General features: G+C 36.2%; 11 protein-coding genes, 1 pseudogene, 1 riboswitch and 1 other annotated feature. Of the genes and pseudogenes, 2 read left to right on the top strand and 10 right to left on the bottom strand.

Going from position 1 to position 13,668, the window contains the following annotated elements; genetic code table 11:
• Positions 1 to 320: 320 nt before the first annotated feature.
• From RCG20_RS20515 to RCG20_RS20500, 4 genes and pseudogenes are all read right to left on the bottom strand, one after another.
• Positions 321 to 875 carry a DNA-3-methyladenine glycosylase I gene (locus RCG20_RS20515; RefSeq protein ID WP_308181990.1) on the bottom strand — a complete coding sequence of 185 codons (555 nt, stop codon included), beginning with the start codon at positions 873 to 875 and terminating at the stop codon, positions 321 to 323.
• 109 nt (positions 876 to 984) lie between these two features.
• The gene (nrdG, locus tag RCG20_RS20510) at positions 985 to 1,473 is read right to left on the bottom strand and encodes an anaerobic ribonucleoside-triphosphate reductase activating protein (protein ID WP_308181989.1); all 489 of its coding nucleotides are present in this window, start codon (positions 1,471 to 1,473) and stop codon (positions 985 to 987) included.
• Between the two features lie 65 nt (positions 1,474 to 1,538).
• A pseudogene (locus tag RCG20_RS20505) lies at positions 1,539 to 3,374 on the bottom strand (anaerobic ribonucleoside triphosphate reductase); the annotation flags it as partial.
• Between the two features lie 143 nt (positions 3,375 to 3,517).
• Positions 3,518 to 3,716: riboswitch (cobalamin riboswitch) on the bottom strand.
• A 175-nt stretch (positions 3,717 to 3,891) separates the two neighbouring features.
• Entirely contained in the window at positions 3,892 to 5,289 is a 1,398-nt protein-coding gene (locus RCG20_RS20500; RefSeq protein WP_308181988.1) for a MocR-like pyridoxine biosynthesis transcription factor PdxR, read from the bottom strand.
• Positions 5,290 to 5,457: 168 nt separating this feature from the next.
• Here RCG20_RS20500 and RCG20_RS20495 point away from each other — a divergent pair, with 168 nt between their 5' ends.
• A complete protein-coding gene (locus RCG20_RS20495) occupies positions 5,458 to 5,829 on the top strand; it encodes a GNAT family N-acetyltransferase (protein WP_374120552.1) in 372 nt (123 codons plus the stop codon).
• Between the two features lie 96 nt (positions 5,830 to 5,925).
• Here the strand turns inward: RCG20_RS20495 and RCG20_RS20490 are convergent, their stop codons facing one another.
• Both RCG20_RS20490 and proS read right to left on the bottom strand, forming a co-directional pair.
• Entirely contained in the window at positions 5,926 to 6,603 is a 678-nt protein-coding gene (locus RCG20_RS20490; RefSeq protein ID WP_308181986.1) for an oxidoreductase, read from the bottom strand.
• Between the two features lie 195 nt (positions 6,604 to 6,798).
• On the bottom strand, positions 6,799 to 8,229 hold the full coding sequence (gene proS / locus RCG20_RS20485) for a proline--tRNA ligase (RefSeq protein ID WP_374120490.1): 1,431 nt from the start codon (positions 8,227 to 8,229) through the stop codon (positions 6,799 to 6,801).
• Positions 8,230 to 8,323: 94 nt separating this feature from the next.
• Positions 8,324 to 8,542: a binding site (T-box leader), on the bottom strand.
• Positions 8,543 to 8,767: 225 nt separating this feature from the next.
• Here proS and RCG20_RS20480 point away from each other — a divergent pair.
• Positions 8,768 to 9,661 carry a cupredoxin domain-containing protein gene (locus RCG20_RS20480; RefSeq protein ID WP_308181984.1) on the top strand — a complete coding sequence of 298 codons (894 nt, stop codon included), beginning with the start codon at positions 8,768 to 8,770 and terminating at the stop codon, positions 9,659 to 9,661.
• Between the two features lie 130 nt (positions 9,662 to 9,791).
• On the opposite strand, the gene RCG20_RS20475 is transcribed toward RCG20_RS20480, so the two are convergent.
• The 4 genes from RCG20_RS20475 to RCG20_RS20460 all read right to left on the bottom strand — a co-directional run bounded on the left by RCG20_RS20475 (position 9,792) and on the right by RCG20_RS20460 (position 13,541).
• On the bottom strand, positions 9,792 to 10,580 hold the full coding sequence (locus tag RCG20_RS20475; RefSeq protein WP_308181983.1) for an arylamine N-acetyltransferase family protein: 789 nt from the start codon (positions 10,578 to 10,580) through the stop codon (positions 9,792 to 9,794).
• Positions 10,581 to 10,850: 270 nt separating this feature from the next.
• Positions 10,851 to 11,348 (bottom strand): PepSY-associated TM helix domain-containing protein, encoded by a 498-nt coding sequence (locus RCG20_RS20470; protein ID WP_308181982.1) that lies wholly within the window; start codon positions 11,346 to 11,348, stop codon positions 10,851 to 10,853.
• Between the two features lie 191 nt (positions 11,349 to 11,539).
• Complete coding sequence (locus RCG20_RS20465; protein WP_308181981.1) at positions 11,540 to 12,859, bottom strand: sensor histidine kinase; 1,320 nt, start codon at positions 12,857 to 12,859, stop codon at positions 11,540 to 11,542.
• Between the two features lie 10 nt (positions 12,860 to 12,869).
• On the bottom strand, positions 12,870 to 13,541 hold the full coding sequence (locus tag RCG20_RS20460; protein WP_308181980.1) for a response regulator transcription factor: 672 nt from the start codon (positions 13,539 to 13,541) through the stop codon (positions 12,870 to 12,872).
• Positions 13,542 to 13,668 lie beyond the last annotated feature (127 nt).

The raw sequence follows: 13,668 nt of genomic DNA, 5'->3' as shown, positions 1-13,668 counted from the left end.
AAACCTCCGCTTATACACCCCGAAACGAGCTCTATTCTGCATTTAACCGAAAAATCTCCGTTTATTTTATTTTCGTTGGTTTCTCAGATTACTAGGTAATGATTGCAGTTATTACTACTTTAAAAATGGCTCTGTTAAACAATAATGTCTTATAACGCCACTCGAAATCACTTGTTTTTTCTCTTATTTATATATTCATTTTAGAACAAAGTTCGTTTTATTCAAATATCAACATAAATATTTAATAGATCCTTAACCTAAGAAAGGCATTGGATTCTTCCCCAATGCCTTCTTCTCCATCATTTCTTCTGTACCAGAAGTTATTTATTATAGCAATCACAGGTAATAATATGATCATTGACCATTCCAACAGCTTCCATATACGCATAACAAATGGTTGATCCTACAAATTTAAACCCGCGTTTCTTTAAATCCTTACTCAATTTATCACTAATTTCCGTTGAAGTAGGCACATCCGATAATTCCCTAAAATGATTTTTAATCGGCTTTCCATCCACGAACGACCAGATATATTTACTGAATGAACCAAATTCATTTACAACATTAAAATAAGCCTTTGCGTTTGTGATTACAGCATTGACTTTGAGCTTATTCCTGATGATTCCCTCATTGCTTAAAAGTTCTTCAATCTTTTTTTCATCATATTGAATGATTTTTTCAGGATCAAAATGATCAAAGGCCACTCGGTAATTTTCTCTTTTTTTCAAGATGGTATGCCAGCTGAGTCCTGCTTGAGCACCTTCAAGATTTAAAAACTCGAATAACAGCCGATCATCGTACACTGGGACGCCCCATTCATGGTCATGATAATCCATATATAGCTGATCCTTATTTGCCCATCCACATCGGTTCATTTTTCCAACTCCAAACATCTTTTCATATACTCTCCTTATATTATTTCATGTTTTAATGAACTTATCTACCAACATTCTATTGAACTCAATCTTTACAATTTTATTTCATCTAGTTGCTGTCGTCTATCATGCACTCTGTCCCACATTTTAAACTGTTCGGTACATCGATAATCCGCTGATTATTGCTCCCTTTGAAAAGTAAGGATAAGTCACGCTTAGAGACTTCAAACCTTCCATCTACCAAAACATCTATATGCTTGAGCAAAGCCAAATGGTGAGGGTGATTCATCAATTCCTCATAAAGGAAACCTGTATAGCACCAAATATTCTTGCCTTCCTGTTTCAGGCGTTGCGCCAAAGGCTCTATTTCCTTTGATTGAAGGAATGGTTCACCTCCACTAAAGGTGACATCAGCTAATTCATTACGTATTACTTCTTGAAAAATCTCCTCGTCAGTCATTACCGTTCCATTCTCTTGGTTCCAGGACTGGGGATTATGACATCCCACGCAATGATGTGGACAACCTGCAAAAAAGATGACAGTCCTTAACCCTCTTCCGTCTACAATAGAATCATGGAGGATGTTCATGACTCGCATGGTTTGTCTCCCTCTCGCATTCCTTTTTGTAAAATTATAGGATTGCTATTATTAACTGATTTGGCATGTTTCACGCGCTCACGCTCTTCAGCTCGCTTTGCGGTATTCCATTTATTCAAACTACCAACTAAATAACCTGTTATTCTGCGGATTCGCTCAATATTATTTTCATCCATATTCCCGCATTTCGGACATTCATTTTCAATAATCCCTTGATGTTTACATACCAAACAGCCATCAACAGGATGATTAATGCTTCCATAGCCAATCCCGTATTTATGCATAGCTCGTACAATGGTATCTAATGCATCGATATTGTTGCTTGCATTACCATCTAACTCAATGTAAGTAATATGACCTGCATTTGTAAGTTCGTGGAATGGTGCTTCAATCTTAATTTTATCTACTGCCTTAATGTTGTAATAAACAGGGACATGGAAGCTATTGGTGAAATATTCTCGATCTGTTACACCTTTTATCACCCCATATTTGTCTCTTACTTTCCGTAGAGCTTTCCCTGCGAAGGATTCAGCTGGAGTAGCTAACAAGGTGAAATTCAACCCATATTCCTTAGTGGCTTCATCCATTCGATCGCGCATATACTTAATGAATTTATACCCTAATTCAAAAGCCTCCTTGCTTTCTCCGTGATGTAGACCGAATAGTTGAACAAGGGCTTCAGCAAGTCCAACAAAACCGACTGATAATGTCCCTTGTTTTAATATTTCTTCTAGCTTTTCATGTGGTTTTAATGTTTCTCCATTCCACCAAGCTCCTTGGCCATATAAAAACTTAAAGTTTGCTGGATTTTTTTGTGATTGGTATGCATAACGTTCATGTAATTGCTTAATACATAGATTTGTATAGGTTTTAAGCTTGTCCCAAAAGTCATCGACTGAATTTGATTCTATTGCAAGTAATGGAAGGTTAATTGATGTAAAGGAAAGATTTCCCCTCCCTACCGATGTTTCCACTCCGTTGATGTTACCCATAACCCTTGTTCTGCAACCCATTGTACTAATCTCTGATTCTTTTGAACCATCGTAATACTTTAAATTAAAAGGAGCATCAATAAACACATAGTTTGGAAACAGACGTTTAGAAGTTGTTTCTAAAGAGAGTCGGAATAGATCATAGTTTTGATCTTCTTTGTTAAAATTTACTCCTTCTTTGATTTTAAAAACGATAATTGGAAAGATTGGCGTTTCTCCACCACCTAACCCTTTTTGGGTTGCAAGGAGGAGGTTTTTTGTGATCATTCTACCTTCTTTAGAGGTATCGGTTCCTAGATTAATAGAAATAAATGGAGTTTGTGCACCGCCTCGTGAATGCATCGAATTACTATTATGTACAAAAGCTTCACATGCTTGAAACACTTCCTTCTCAGTTAATTCCCATGCCTTTTTTTCTATGAATTCTTCAGTACTATCTTTGGCCAAATCCTTGACCAATCCTTTTTTAGCTTCAAATGTTCTTCGAACATATGGGGCTAAATCATAATCAAAACAAGGAATGGATTGCCCACCATGCTGCATATTTTGATTTGCTTGAAAAATAATACTTGTTAACGCCATCGCACTAATGATTGTTTTAGGCTCCCTCATATGGCCATGTCCCGTGTTAAAACCATCTTTTAATAACTTTGCTAGGGGTAGTTGTATGCATGTTGTTGTGCCACTTGCATAGAAATCCAAATCATGAATGTGAATATAGCCTTCCTTAAAAGCAACTATTACATCTTTAGACAATAAATGTTCTATCGTATAATGTTTAGCTGAGGCTGAAGCAAACAAACTCATTACTCCCATCGGCGATAATCCATCAACATTTGCATTTTCCTGAACCAAATCTTGATTATTACTTTCTACAATTTCTTTAAACTGTTTCATAAGCTTTGTCATTAGATTCACTTCCATTTCCACTTTTTTTAAAAACAAAAAATCCGCTCAAGGGAATTGAGCGGATGAAACGATAACATCAAAAAGTACTTAGAAAGCTTATACCTCCTGTCGCCATCGTTTCATCTTCCCAATCCCCGAAGAAGTTGAAACATCAAAAGTAAGACAGGTCTCCTGACTTATGCATCATCCTAGTTTGAGCCCTTCCCATATAAGCACCTAAACATAAAGCACTCTTATACAGTGGTTTTCTCATTTCGTCAGCATTTACAGTTGCGGGGGCAGTTCCGGATTCACACCGGATTCCCAATTAAGCCTAACGGCATCTTTACTTAAGGCAATAACAATATGTAGTTATGATTTTTAAATTAAAATCTATATGTTGTGTTAATAGATTAAATCATATCGTAATCTATTCTTATTTTCAAGATGAAAAAGATCCTTTTTTCTTTATTAATTTTCACCGATAATCACTTGGTGGCCTACTTGTTGTTAAATCTATCTTTTAGGCTAAGCTACTTTACCACCAAACTTTCTTAAGTAATTGAATACCAGCAACTATTTCAGACTCTGTTAGGCCTCCAAAACCAAGTAGAATTTTTGGTTCTTGGTTCACCTTTGGATCATCATAATAGACTGAAGTTGGATATACTTTTACCCCTACCTCCATTGCCATATTAATTAGCTCTTCCTCTGACATACCGTTATGGACTTTTATGAGGATATGTAAACCTGATTTCTCACCTATTACAATAACATTATCACCCATGTACATACTTAATGCTTTCATTAGGGTAGCATGCTTTCTTCGATAAAGAGTTCTCATCTTATTTAAATGGGTTTGCCAGTGCCCTTCATTCATAAATCGAAAAAGTGTATCCTGATGGAGGCGAGATACTGTTTGCTTGTAAAGCATGAATTTATCCTGATATCTATTTAATAAAGTTAACGGTAAAATGAGAAAACTAATCCGGATTGACGGAATCAAGGACTTGGAAAACGTCCCTAAATAAATCACTCTTCCATTGATATCTAATCCCTGCAAAGATGGAATAGGTGCTCCTTTATAACGGTATTCTCCGTCATAATCATCCTCGATAATATAACCTTCTCTTTCATTCGCCCAATTTAACAATTCCATTCTGCGTGTAATGGGCATAACCATTCCATTCGGAAATTGATGTGATGGTGTTACATAAACCACACTTGCATCACTCATAGCTAATTGGTTAACACAGATACCATTTTCATCAAGTGGAATTGCTTTCATTTTAACGCCTTGGTCCATTAATACTGCTTTTGTTCGATGGAAACCTGGGTTTTCGACCGCATATGTATGTTGTTTACCTAATATCAAGCAAAGTAATCCAGTTAATATCTGCGTACCTGCTCCAATGACAATTTGTTCTGGCGAACACTTTACACCTCGTGATTCAAATACATATTTTGCAATTGCTGCACGAAGATTTAAGTCTCCCTGTGGATGACCATTATAAAAAAGTTCATTTTGATCTTCGTACAAAGACTGAATGGCTAATTTTCTCCACACTGTATATGGAAAATATCTTAAGTCAACCTTTCCAGAATTGAAATCAATATTAATCTTTTTTTCTAATTTATCTTGTTTCTCGTGTTTTGGTGAGTATAGTGGATTTGTGAAGACTTCCTCACTTATTGTTGCAACAAAAAACCCTTTACGCGGATTGCTTTCAACATACCCTTCTGCACATAGCTGGTCGTAGGCAGCTTGAATAGTATTTAAGCTTACATCTAAATAAGAGGATAACTTTCTTTTTGAAGGTAATTTTTCATTTGGCTGGATTCTTCCCTCCATAATTTCTTGTTTAATATAATTGGATAGCTGGATATACAATGGTTTATTACCTTTATGATCTAAAATAGGTGTAATTTCAATCATGATTCTCCCCCAATCTGGTACCACTAAGTTTTGATATTCTGATACTTTTGATTATATCAGTTTGTGATTAAATAAGATTTATAGGAGGGAAAATAGATGAAAACTAAACAGTCGATTACCATTAAAGAATTGAAAGATGAAAATGAATGGCAAGCTGCATATCCAGTCATGAAACAATTACGAACTCATTTAGATGAACGTGGATTTTTGCAATTAGTGGAAGAAGCAACACAAAAGGAAGGGTATAAATTAGTAGCATTATATGATTACGATCAAGTCGTGGCAGTGACTGGATTCATGCCCATGATTACGCTATATAATGGGAGATTCATTTGGGTATGTGACTTGGTTACAGATTCAAGATTGCGTTCAAATGGCTATGGTGAAATATTGCTTACCTACGTACAAAATTGGGCAAAAGAAAATGGATTTGATCTTGTCTCACTTTCATCAGGATTGCAAAGAACAGATGCACATCGTTTCTACGAGGAGAAAATGGATTATGACAAAGTTAGCTATGTATTTTTAAAAAGGATTTAGTTTAGTGGCACTATTAACTTTGCCTGTTTCTTTCCGCGCGAGGTCTGGGAACCTCCTCTCTTTGCACCTATGGGGGCTCGCCAGACGGCGAGTTTTTTATAATTCTATTTTACTTAAGTCGAAAATTTGGTTTGAATGGTATGCTTTGGTTCCAATTTGCTCTGATTGTGCAGTTACATACATGGCACAGGCAACATCATTTGCTTTTATTGGCTTATATTTTTGGAGGCCACCCCTCAAGAATTGACTAAATATTGGGCTCAATAAAATAGCAATTTTCTCTCCAAATCGGAATTCCTGTCGTTTCCCAAGTAATAAAGAAGGTTGAAAAATATGTAAGGAAGGCAAGTTGATTTTCTTAACTTCTTCCTCTAACTCCCCCTTAACACGGTTATAAAAAATGTTTGAGTTTGCATCTGCTCCAAGTGCAGAAATGATTAGGAATTTCTGAACACCATTTTTCTTTGCTATCTTTGCCAAATTAACTGGGTATTCAAAATCCACCTTCTTAAAAGCTGCTTGGGAACCCGCTTTCTTAATAGTCGTGCCGAGACAACAGTAAACGTCATTTACTTTAAAATGGGGTTCTTGTTCTTCAAGATGATCAAAATTAATCACAATTTGCTCTAAATTAGGATGTTCGATACTTATTCGTTTACGAACAAAGATTTTCACTTTTTCATAGCTTGAGCTTTTAAGAATTAATTTCAAGAGCTCATTACCAACTAATCCACTAGCCCCGATGAGCAACGCTGTCTTATTTCCTTTATCCATTGTTTACTTCACTCCCTATAGTTCACCTCTGCCAAACTTAAATTAGCTACCTCCGAAATCACATCATCTAGGAGTCTTGAAATTTCTTCTCTCATTTGAGCATCCTGCTCTTCGTAAAACGAACACCCAAACATGAAAACAATTTTATAAAGCAGTGAATTTCTTAAAGAAACTCACTGCTTTTACAAAAAAAGATTAATATGCTTTCGCCCAAACGACTAACTGTTTTGCCTCTTTTCCGCAGCAAACACAGGATTCAGAAACCTGTTCTTGTTCAAACGGCATACAGCGGGAAGTTGCACTGGTCTCTTCTTTTATTTTGTCTTCACATTCCCGTTCGCCACACCACATAGCTTTAATAAAGCCTGTTTTCTCCTCAAGTATATTTTTAAATTCATCTAAAGTTGTTGCAGTACTTGTTTTTTCATCACGATGTACTAACGCTTTTTGATATAAATTTGTTTGGATATCGTCTAGTAGTTCAACCAGTTTTGTTTCCAGCTCGTCGATTGCAACGATTATTTTTTCTCCAGTATCTCTTCTAGCAAGGACAACCTGTTTATTTTCAATATCCTTTGGTCCCACTTCAAGGCGAACTGGAATTCCTTTCATTTCATATTCATTAAATTTCCAACCTGGCTTTTTGTCGCTTGCATCAATATTGACGCGTGCGATTCCAGAAAGTTTTTCCTTTAAATCATAAGCAAAATCAAGGACCCCTTCTTTATGTTGTGCGATTGGCACGATCATGACCTGGGTTGGTGCAGCTTTAGGAGGGATGACAAGACCACGATCATCGCCATGAACCATGATTAATGCTCCAATTATCCTTGTCGTAAAGCCCCATGAAGTTTGATGAACATATTGGAGTTTTCCATCCTGATCACTGTATTGAATTCCAAACGCCTTGGCAAATCCAGTTCCCAAATGATGCGATGTACCCGATTGTAACGCCTTACCATCATGCATTAAGCTTTCAATTGTATAAGTGAAGTTAGCACCAGCAAACTTTTCTTTTTCTGTTTTCCGCCCTTTTAACACAGGAATAGCGAGGATATTCTCACAAAGATCTGCATATACATTCAACATTTTAGTTGTTTCTTCATGTGCTTCCTCATCAGTTGCATGAGCAGTGTGGCCTTCTTGCCAGAGAAATTCTAAAGTACGAAGAAATGGTCGAGTTGTTTTTTCCCATCTGACGACATTGGACCATTGGTTATATAGCTTTGGAAGATCTCGATATGAATGAATGATATCTTTATAATGATCGCAAAAAAGGACTTCAGATGTTGGCCTTACACAAAGTCTTTCCGTTAATTCCTCTGACCCTCCATGGGTAACCCATGCGACTTCTGGTGCAAATCCCTCAATATGATCTTTTTCTTTTTGCAAAAGACTTTCAGGAATGAAAAGTGGCATATAAACATTTTCATGTCCGGTTGCCTTAATTCGATTATCTAATTCGGTTTTGATATTTTCCCAAAGTGCATATCCATACGGGCGAATAATCATCGAACCGCGCACGCTTGAGTAATCAATTAATTCAGCTTTCGTGACAACATCGGTATACCATTGTGCGAAATCATCGTCCATTGCTGTAATACTTTTTACAAATTCTTTTGCCATTCTTGACACCTCTTTATATTTTGTAGTGTTATTTCATTATTTCGTTCTACTGCCATGTTAATACGGGAGAAATACAAAAAGGCCCCAATCCCTAAAAAGGGGCCAAGGCCTGGCGGTACCACCCTAAATTCATAAAGCAATGCTTTAAACTCTAAACATGATAACGGATTTTATCCGCGTGTATCTTCAAGAAAGATCCGATACAGAACTCGGAAGGCAGGTTCAAATGCTTGTTATAAGGAACCTTCCAGCATTCGGCTCCCTCTCTAATTATAACAGTCCACATTTTACTAATCCTCGTCATTGTTTCAGCAGTATTTTTTGAAAATTATATATTTATATGAAGGAAAAGTCAAATTATTCTAGAAAAAAAACGAAGAAATCCTGATAAAGGTTGAAAAACCTATAGGATAACCAAAATATTCATGAAACGTTCATAATAAACACTGTACCCTAGTTGTTAAAATCATGTAGGCTTATTACATTAGTAATATTTATATATTGTTTAACCGAATTTGTAGAACAAGGAGATTTTCACATGAATATTTTATCGATTATCACGATTGCTGTTGTCGTTTTGATGACTGGCTATTCCATTTTTCTTGTACACCAGCATAAAAATATACTTAATACGATGTCAGGTATGATGATTGCCATGGCGGTTGCTATGATGACTGGTCTTCTTTCAGGATACTTTGTCGGAATCCTTTCTGTGGATATGTTTCTAGCGGTTGGTGTTGGTATAATTACCGGATTTATACTTGGATTTTTAACGGGACAGCCCATAGGGATTATCCCTGTTCTTATTGGTGCATTATCTGGTCTAATGAGTGGTATCATAGGAGCTATTCTTGGATCATTTCTAGTGATTGAAAGTCCTTTTATTATGCTTGGAATTCTATTAGGTTTATTTATTATTATTATGGGATTTGTCATTTTATTTATAAAAGTAGAAGCAAATGAAAAATTAACCCTTGATACAGCATCCATTTCACCATTTACAATTTTATCGGTAGGCATTGTGCTCATATCTTTACTTTTATTTTTATACAGTAGCGATTTTATTAAAATCACAGACACGCAAACTACCTCACAGGCACAAACAAATGGAGCAACAGAAACAACTGAAGCACCCGTTACTGAACTTGATGTAACAAAGGAGTCCGCCCCAAAAATCAAAATGGATGTGACACCGACAGGTTATACTCCAAATCTGATTCATGTAAAAAAAGGTGTACCAGTTATTCTTGAAATTCAAAATCCACTTAAGGATAGTTGTTTGTCCACTTTCAAAATGCCAGATTTTAATATTAACAATGTCGATTTAAAGGTCAACGAAACGACCAAATTAACTTTTACTCCATCTAAAGCTGGCGAATATTCCTTCAGCTGCGGAATGAATATGTTCGGAGGAAAGATAATTGTTGAGTAGCTAGCAGAAAAGCGCTTGGAGTAACTTTATGAACTGCACCGCAATTGTTAGATTGAGTCCAACAATTGCGGTGCAGTTCACTATACTTCCAAGCGTTTTATTATCTACTATTTTTTCAAATTGAAAGAAATCATTTTAGTAAATCCAATTTGAAATGCTTTTTTGCAAGATGTTTAAAACGATGTGGGTCAACTTGTTCTTTTGTCATTTTCCCATCCATCCATTGTGTTAGAGTTGAATCTGTCAATGTTACACTGCCATTCTTAGTTAATCTTGTAATGAGAGGCATTTTGTTAAAGGGTGATTGTTCATGGTCACTAATTATCTTTTGAATTTCGTTTATTTCTGCCAAATTCGTCACAGGCTGTTTTGAATCGAGAACATAACCTATTTTCCAGACGTTATCCTTATACCTCAACTTCATTTTTAAAATATAGCCCCCATACAAAGTATCCTCTTTTTCAACCTGGAATTCTCCGTTTGTTGATGAGACGATCTCACCAGTTAAAGGAACTGGTTTTAATGGCAGGTTCCCTCCAAATCCGGTAACTATAAGGTATAGTTTCCCCATACGGTCCAAAAGGATGGATACATGCGTTCTACCGGTTGGGCTCCATTTTTGAGTGTCTGAATTAAAGATCACTCCGCGGACTATTTTAACGTTAAAGTTATTTTCCATTAAGAATAAGTAAAGAATCATATTTAAATCATAGCAAAGCCCCCCTTCTTTTCGAATAAGGATTTTGTTGATCAGATTTTCTTTGGTAAAATCACTTGTAGTTTTTGCGATAATACATAAATTTTCAAAAGGAATCGCGTTTGCTGTTTTTTCAAGAACAAGATCTAATTTTTCAAATGTAATCGTTTCTTTTTCTGGAAAGCCAATTCTTTGTCGAAATAATATATTCAGATCATTCATATAATAATTCCTTTACAGTTATTTAAACTTTTCTTGTTTCAAGTTATAGTATAAATTTCTTTTTTTGTCATTCAATATTTACGCCCATAACTTTTAAAAATAAGTTATATATCCCCTATAAATTTGTTTTATCCACGAAACGGAGTATAAAGAAAATCACAATATTTTTTTAGAAAAGTGTCTAAATAAACGAGCAAGAGACACATGCATGCCTCTTGCTCTCTAGAAATATTTTAGTTATTCGGCAGATCTTCAAGATTATATGCTTTTTTAGTTCTTCGATTTCTTTTCAGCACGAAGTATTTTGATTGATAAATAGACCCCTGAACCCGTTAGGAACATCATCGCAAGTGCAGCAAGATCCATTAACCATTTAATATTTACATTTCCAAATTTTCCCTCATGAAGGCTCCTCAATATTCCCATAAATGAGCTTTGGTTTCCTAATTTAGCTCCATCTTGCCCACCAAAACGTCCTTGGAATTGACCATTTCCTCTAAACCTATTTTGTCCCTGTGTTTGGCCATTTCCAAAGGTACCTTTACCAGCATCTTGGGATGTAGATCCTTGAAAGTTTTGCCCTTGATTAAACTGCCCAGTCTGGAAATTCCCTCTTGCACCAAAACCTTGCCCACCTTCTAATAAACCACGCTCTGTTTGGCCGATCAGCCATGGTTCATTCATCAATAAACCAGAAAACGCCTCAATAAAAATTAAAACTGATGCGATCAACCCAATCCATAAATGTGCTCTTTTCACTTTTCTCATACCTTTATTTCTCCTTCCAATTCGAACTTATTTAAGGCTTGTTTATCATTGATAAGCCTATTATGAGAGGAGTTCCTTAACTTTTTCTTAAATAAATAGTAAATAGTTTTTTTCTAGTAAATTTCCGATTACTTATACAATAGCAACATATAACTAATTTATTGTTTCTTCTACATTCAAAAAGCCAACCCCTAATCTGATTGGCTTTTTGAAACATTTTTATTTTTTTGTATTCTTGGAAAAATAATTTCGATCATTGTCCCGTTACCGAGACTACTAGAAACCTTAGCTTTACCGTGGTGTTTATCAATAATCCATTGCCCAATTGACAATCCTAATCCCGTTCCCTCGGAGCCGGTACGTGCCTTGTCACTTTGGTAAAAGCGATCAAAAATCTTAGGGATATCCTTTTCAGCAATCCCCATCCCGGTATCTTTAACCCTTAGAAAAATGGATGAGTGGCTTTGATGACAAGAAAGGGTGATTTCACCGCCTTCCTTCGTATACTTAATAGCATTATCTAACAAGATAACAATGAGTTGGTGAATTCTCTCTTTATCTGCCATAAAGTTAACTTGCTCAGGTGCATCTAAAAAAAGTGCTTTTCCTTGATAAGTAACTATTTCCTCAAACTGCCCAATGATATCACCCAAAAGCTGATCTAATCGAAAAACCTGTTTGTGTATTTCAATTTGGTCAGAATCTGATCTGGCTAGAATTAACAGATTGGTGACCAGCTTTGATAAACGTCTTGATTCATTTGAAATAGTTGAAACATCGATAATTTTATCTTTAATGCTTGCAGATGGCGATCGAAATAACAGATCGGTCTTTGCCTGTATAACGGCCAATGGCGTTCTTAGTTCATGTGAAGCATCTGAAACAAATTGCTGTTGCTTTTGCCAAGCCTTCTGAATCGGTACCAGCGCTCTACCTGCAAGGAAGTACCCTGCTAACACTGCACAAATAAAACCGATGCCACAACCAATTCCCATTATCCATAACAGCCTGTATAGTAATTCTTTTTCCGAATTAACAATTCTCAGTGTTTGGATGGTTATTTTCCCCAATATCTCATCATTCACTTGAAAGGCAATATATCTAAAAGAAAGATTTTCTACTGTAATATCGGTTAATTTACCCTCTGTTTTTGGACGAATTAGCTTTTCATTATCTTTAAAAAGTGCGGATTCGCGGTTTTGTGTAAGTAAATGATTATTCTTATCCCACACTAAAATGATGTTTCTCGGATCCCTTTCTCGATGTATTAAACGGGAGTCCCCATCCTCGGGTCCTTGTCCTTGTCCTTGTCCTTGTCCTTGTTCTTGTCTCTGATCTTGCCCAGGATCTATCTGCTGAATATGAGCAGACGAATCTATCAACGATTTATTTACCTCTTTATATAATTGGTGTTGAGTATAGAAATAAATAGTACCCAAGAGAATACTGATCAAGACGATAAAACTGATTGAATTGATTAGTGTGAGCCGAATATGAGTCTTTTGAAACATTGGCTTATACCTACTCTTCATTTAGCATATAGCCGACACCACGAATGGTTTTGATATCAGCATGATAGCCGGATGTCTCTAATTTTTTGCGAATATGGTGCATAAAAACCTCGACAATTGCAATGGTCGTATCAGAATCAAATCCCCACACACGGTCATAAATTTGTTCTTTTGTTAAAATAGCTCCCTTATTTTGAACTAAGTACTCCAAAAGTTCATATTGTTTACTCGTCAGTTTGATAGGCTCTTCATCCACGATAATATCGCGTTCCTTTCCAAACAATTCAATGCCTCGATATTGAATTGTTTGATTGGTTGTTAAACTCCCGCTCCTTCTCAGTAAGGCACGGATCCGTGCTTTCAATTCAGCAGCCTGAAACGGTTTAACTAAATAATCATCTCCACCGCTGTCAAGCCCTTTTACCCGATCTTCCAATGAATCCCGTGCCGTTAAAAACAGAACCGGTGTTTTCGATCCTTCTTTTCGAATCGTTTGGAGAACTTCAAAACCATCTATCTCAGGCAGCATCACATCTAAAATAATGGCATCGTGAATGTTTTGTTGGGCTAAAAATAACCCCTCTTCTCCGTTTGAGGCCTGATCAACTTCAAATTCATCTGATAAAAGCTGCACAATAGAGTCTAATAAGGGAAGATTATCTTCAACAACTAGTAAACGCATCAAGATCACTCCTTCAAAAATCATACATAACTATATAGTAAACAAAGCGGTCGCAAAATACGATCGCTTTTGTTCGCTAATCAGAATTTATATCCAACCATTCAGCTAACGCCGCATAAGGCGCCCT

Source organism: Neobacillus sp. PS3-40, assembly GCF_030915485.1.
Taxonomy (GTDB): domain Bacteria; phylum Bacillota; class Bacilli; order Bacillales; family Cytobacillaceae; genus JAUZPL01.
Note: the sequence above shows the minus strand (reverse complement) of the source record. Positions and strands in the feature narration are given on the sequence as shown.

Bases quoted from the DNA above. Each gene is read 5' to 3' on its own strand.
- RCG20_RS20470 (WP_308181982.1), bottom strand. From the start codon at position 11,348: ATGAGAAAAGTGAAAAGAGCACATTTATGGATTGGGTTGATCGCATCA.
- RCG20_RS20500 (WP_308181988.1), bottom strand. From the start codon at position 5,289: ATGATTGAAATTACACCTATTTTAGATCATAAAGGTAATAAACCATTG.
- RCG20_RS20480 (WP_308181984.1), top strand. From the start codon at position 8,768: ATGAATATTTTATCGATTATCACGATTGCTGTTGTCGTTTTGATGACT.
- nrdG (WP_308181989.1), bottom strand. From the start codon at position 1,473: ATGCGAGTCATGAACATCCTCCATGATTCTATTGTAGACGGAAGAGGG.
- RCG20_RS20490 (WP_308181986.1), bottom strand. From the start codon at position 6,603: ATGGATAAAGGAAATAAGACAGCGTTGCTCATCGGGGCTAGTGGATTA.
- RCG20_RS20465 (WP_308181981.1), bottom strand. From the start codon at position 12,859: ATGTTTCAAAAGACTCATATTCGGCTCACACTAATCAATTCAATCAGT.
- RCG20_RS20515 (WP_308181990.1), bottom strand. From the start codon at position 875: ATGAACCGATGTGGATGGGCAAATAAGGATCAGCTATATATGGATTAT.
- RCG20_RS20495 (WP_374120552.1), top strand. From the start codon at position 5,458: ATGAAACAATTACGAACTCATTTAGATGAACGTGGATTTTTGCAATTA.
- RCG20_RS20460 (WP_308181980.1), bottom strand. From the start codon at position 13,541: ATGCGTTTACTAGTTGTTGAAGATAATCTTCCCTTATTAGACTCTATT.
- proS (WP_374120490.1), bottom strand. From the start codon at position 8,229: ATGGCAAAAGAATTTGTAAAAAGTATTACAGCAATGGACGATGATTTC.
- RCG20_RS20475 (WP_308181983.1), bottom strand. From the start codon at position 10,580: ATGAATGATCTGAATATATTATTTCGACAAAGAATTGGCTTTCCAGAA.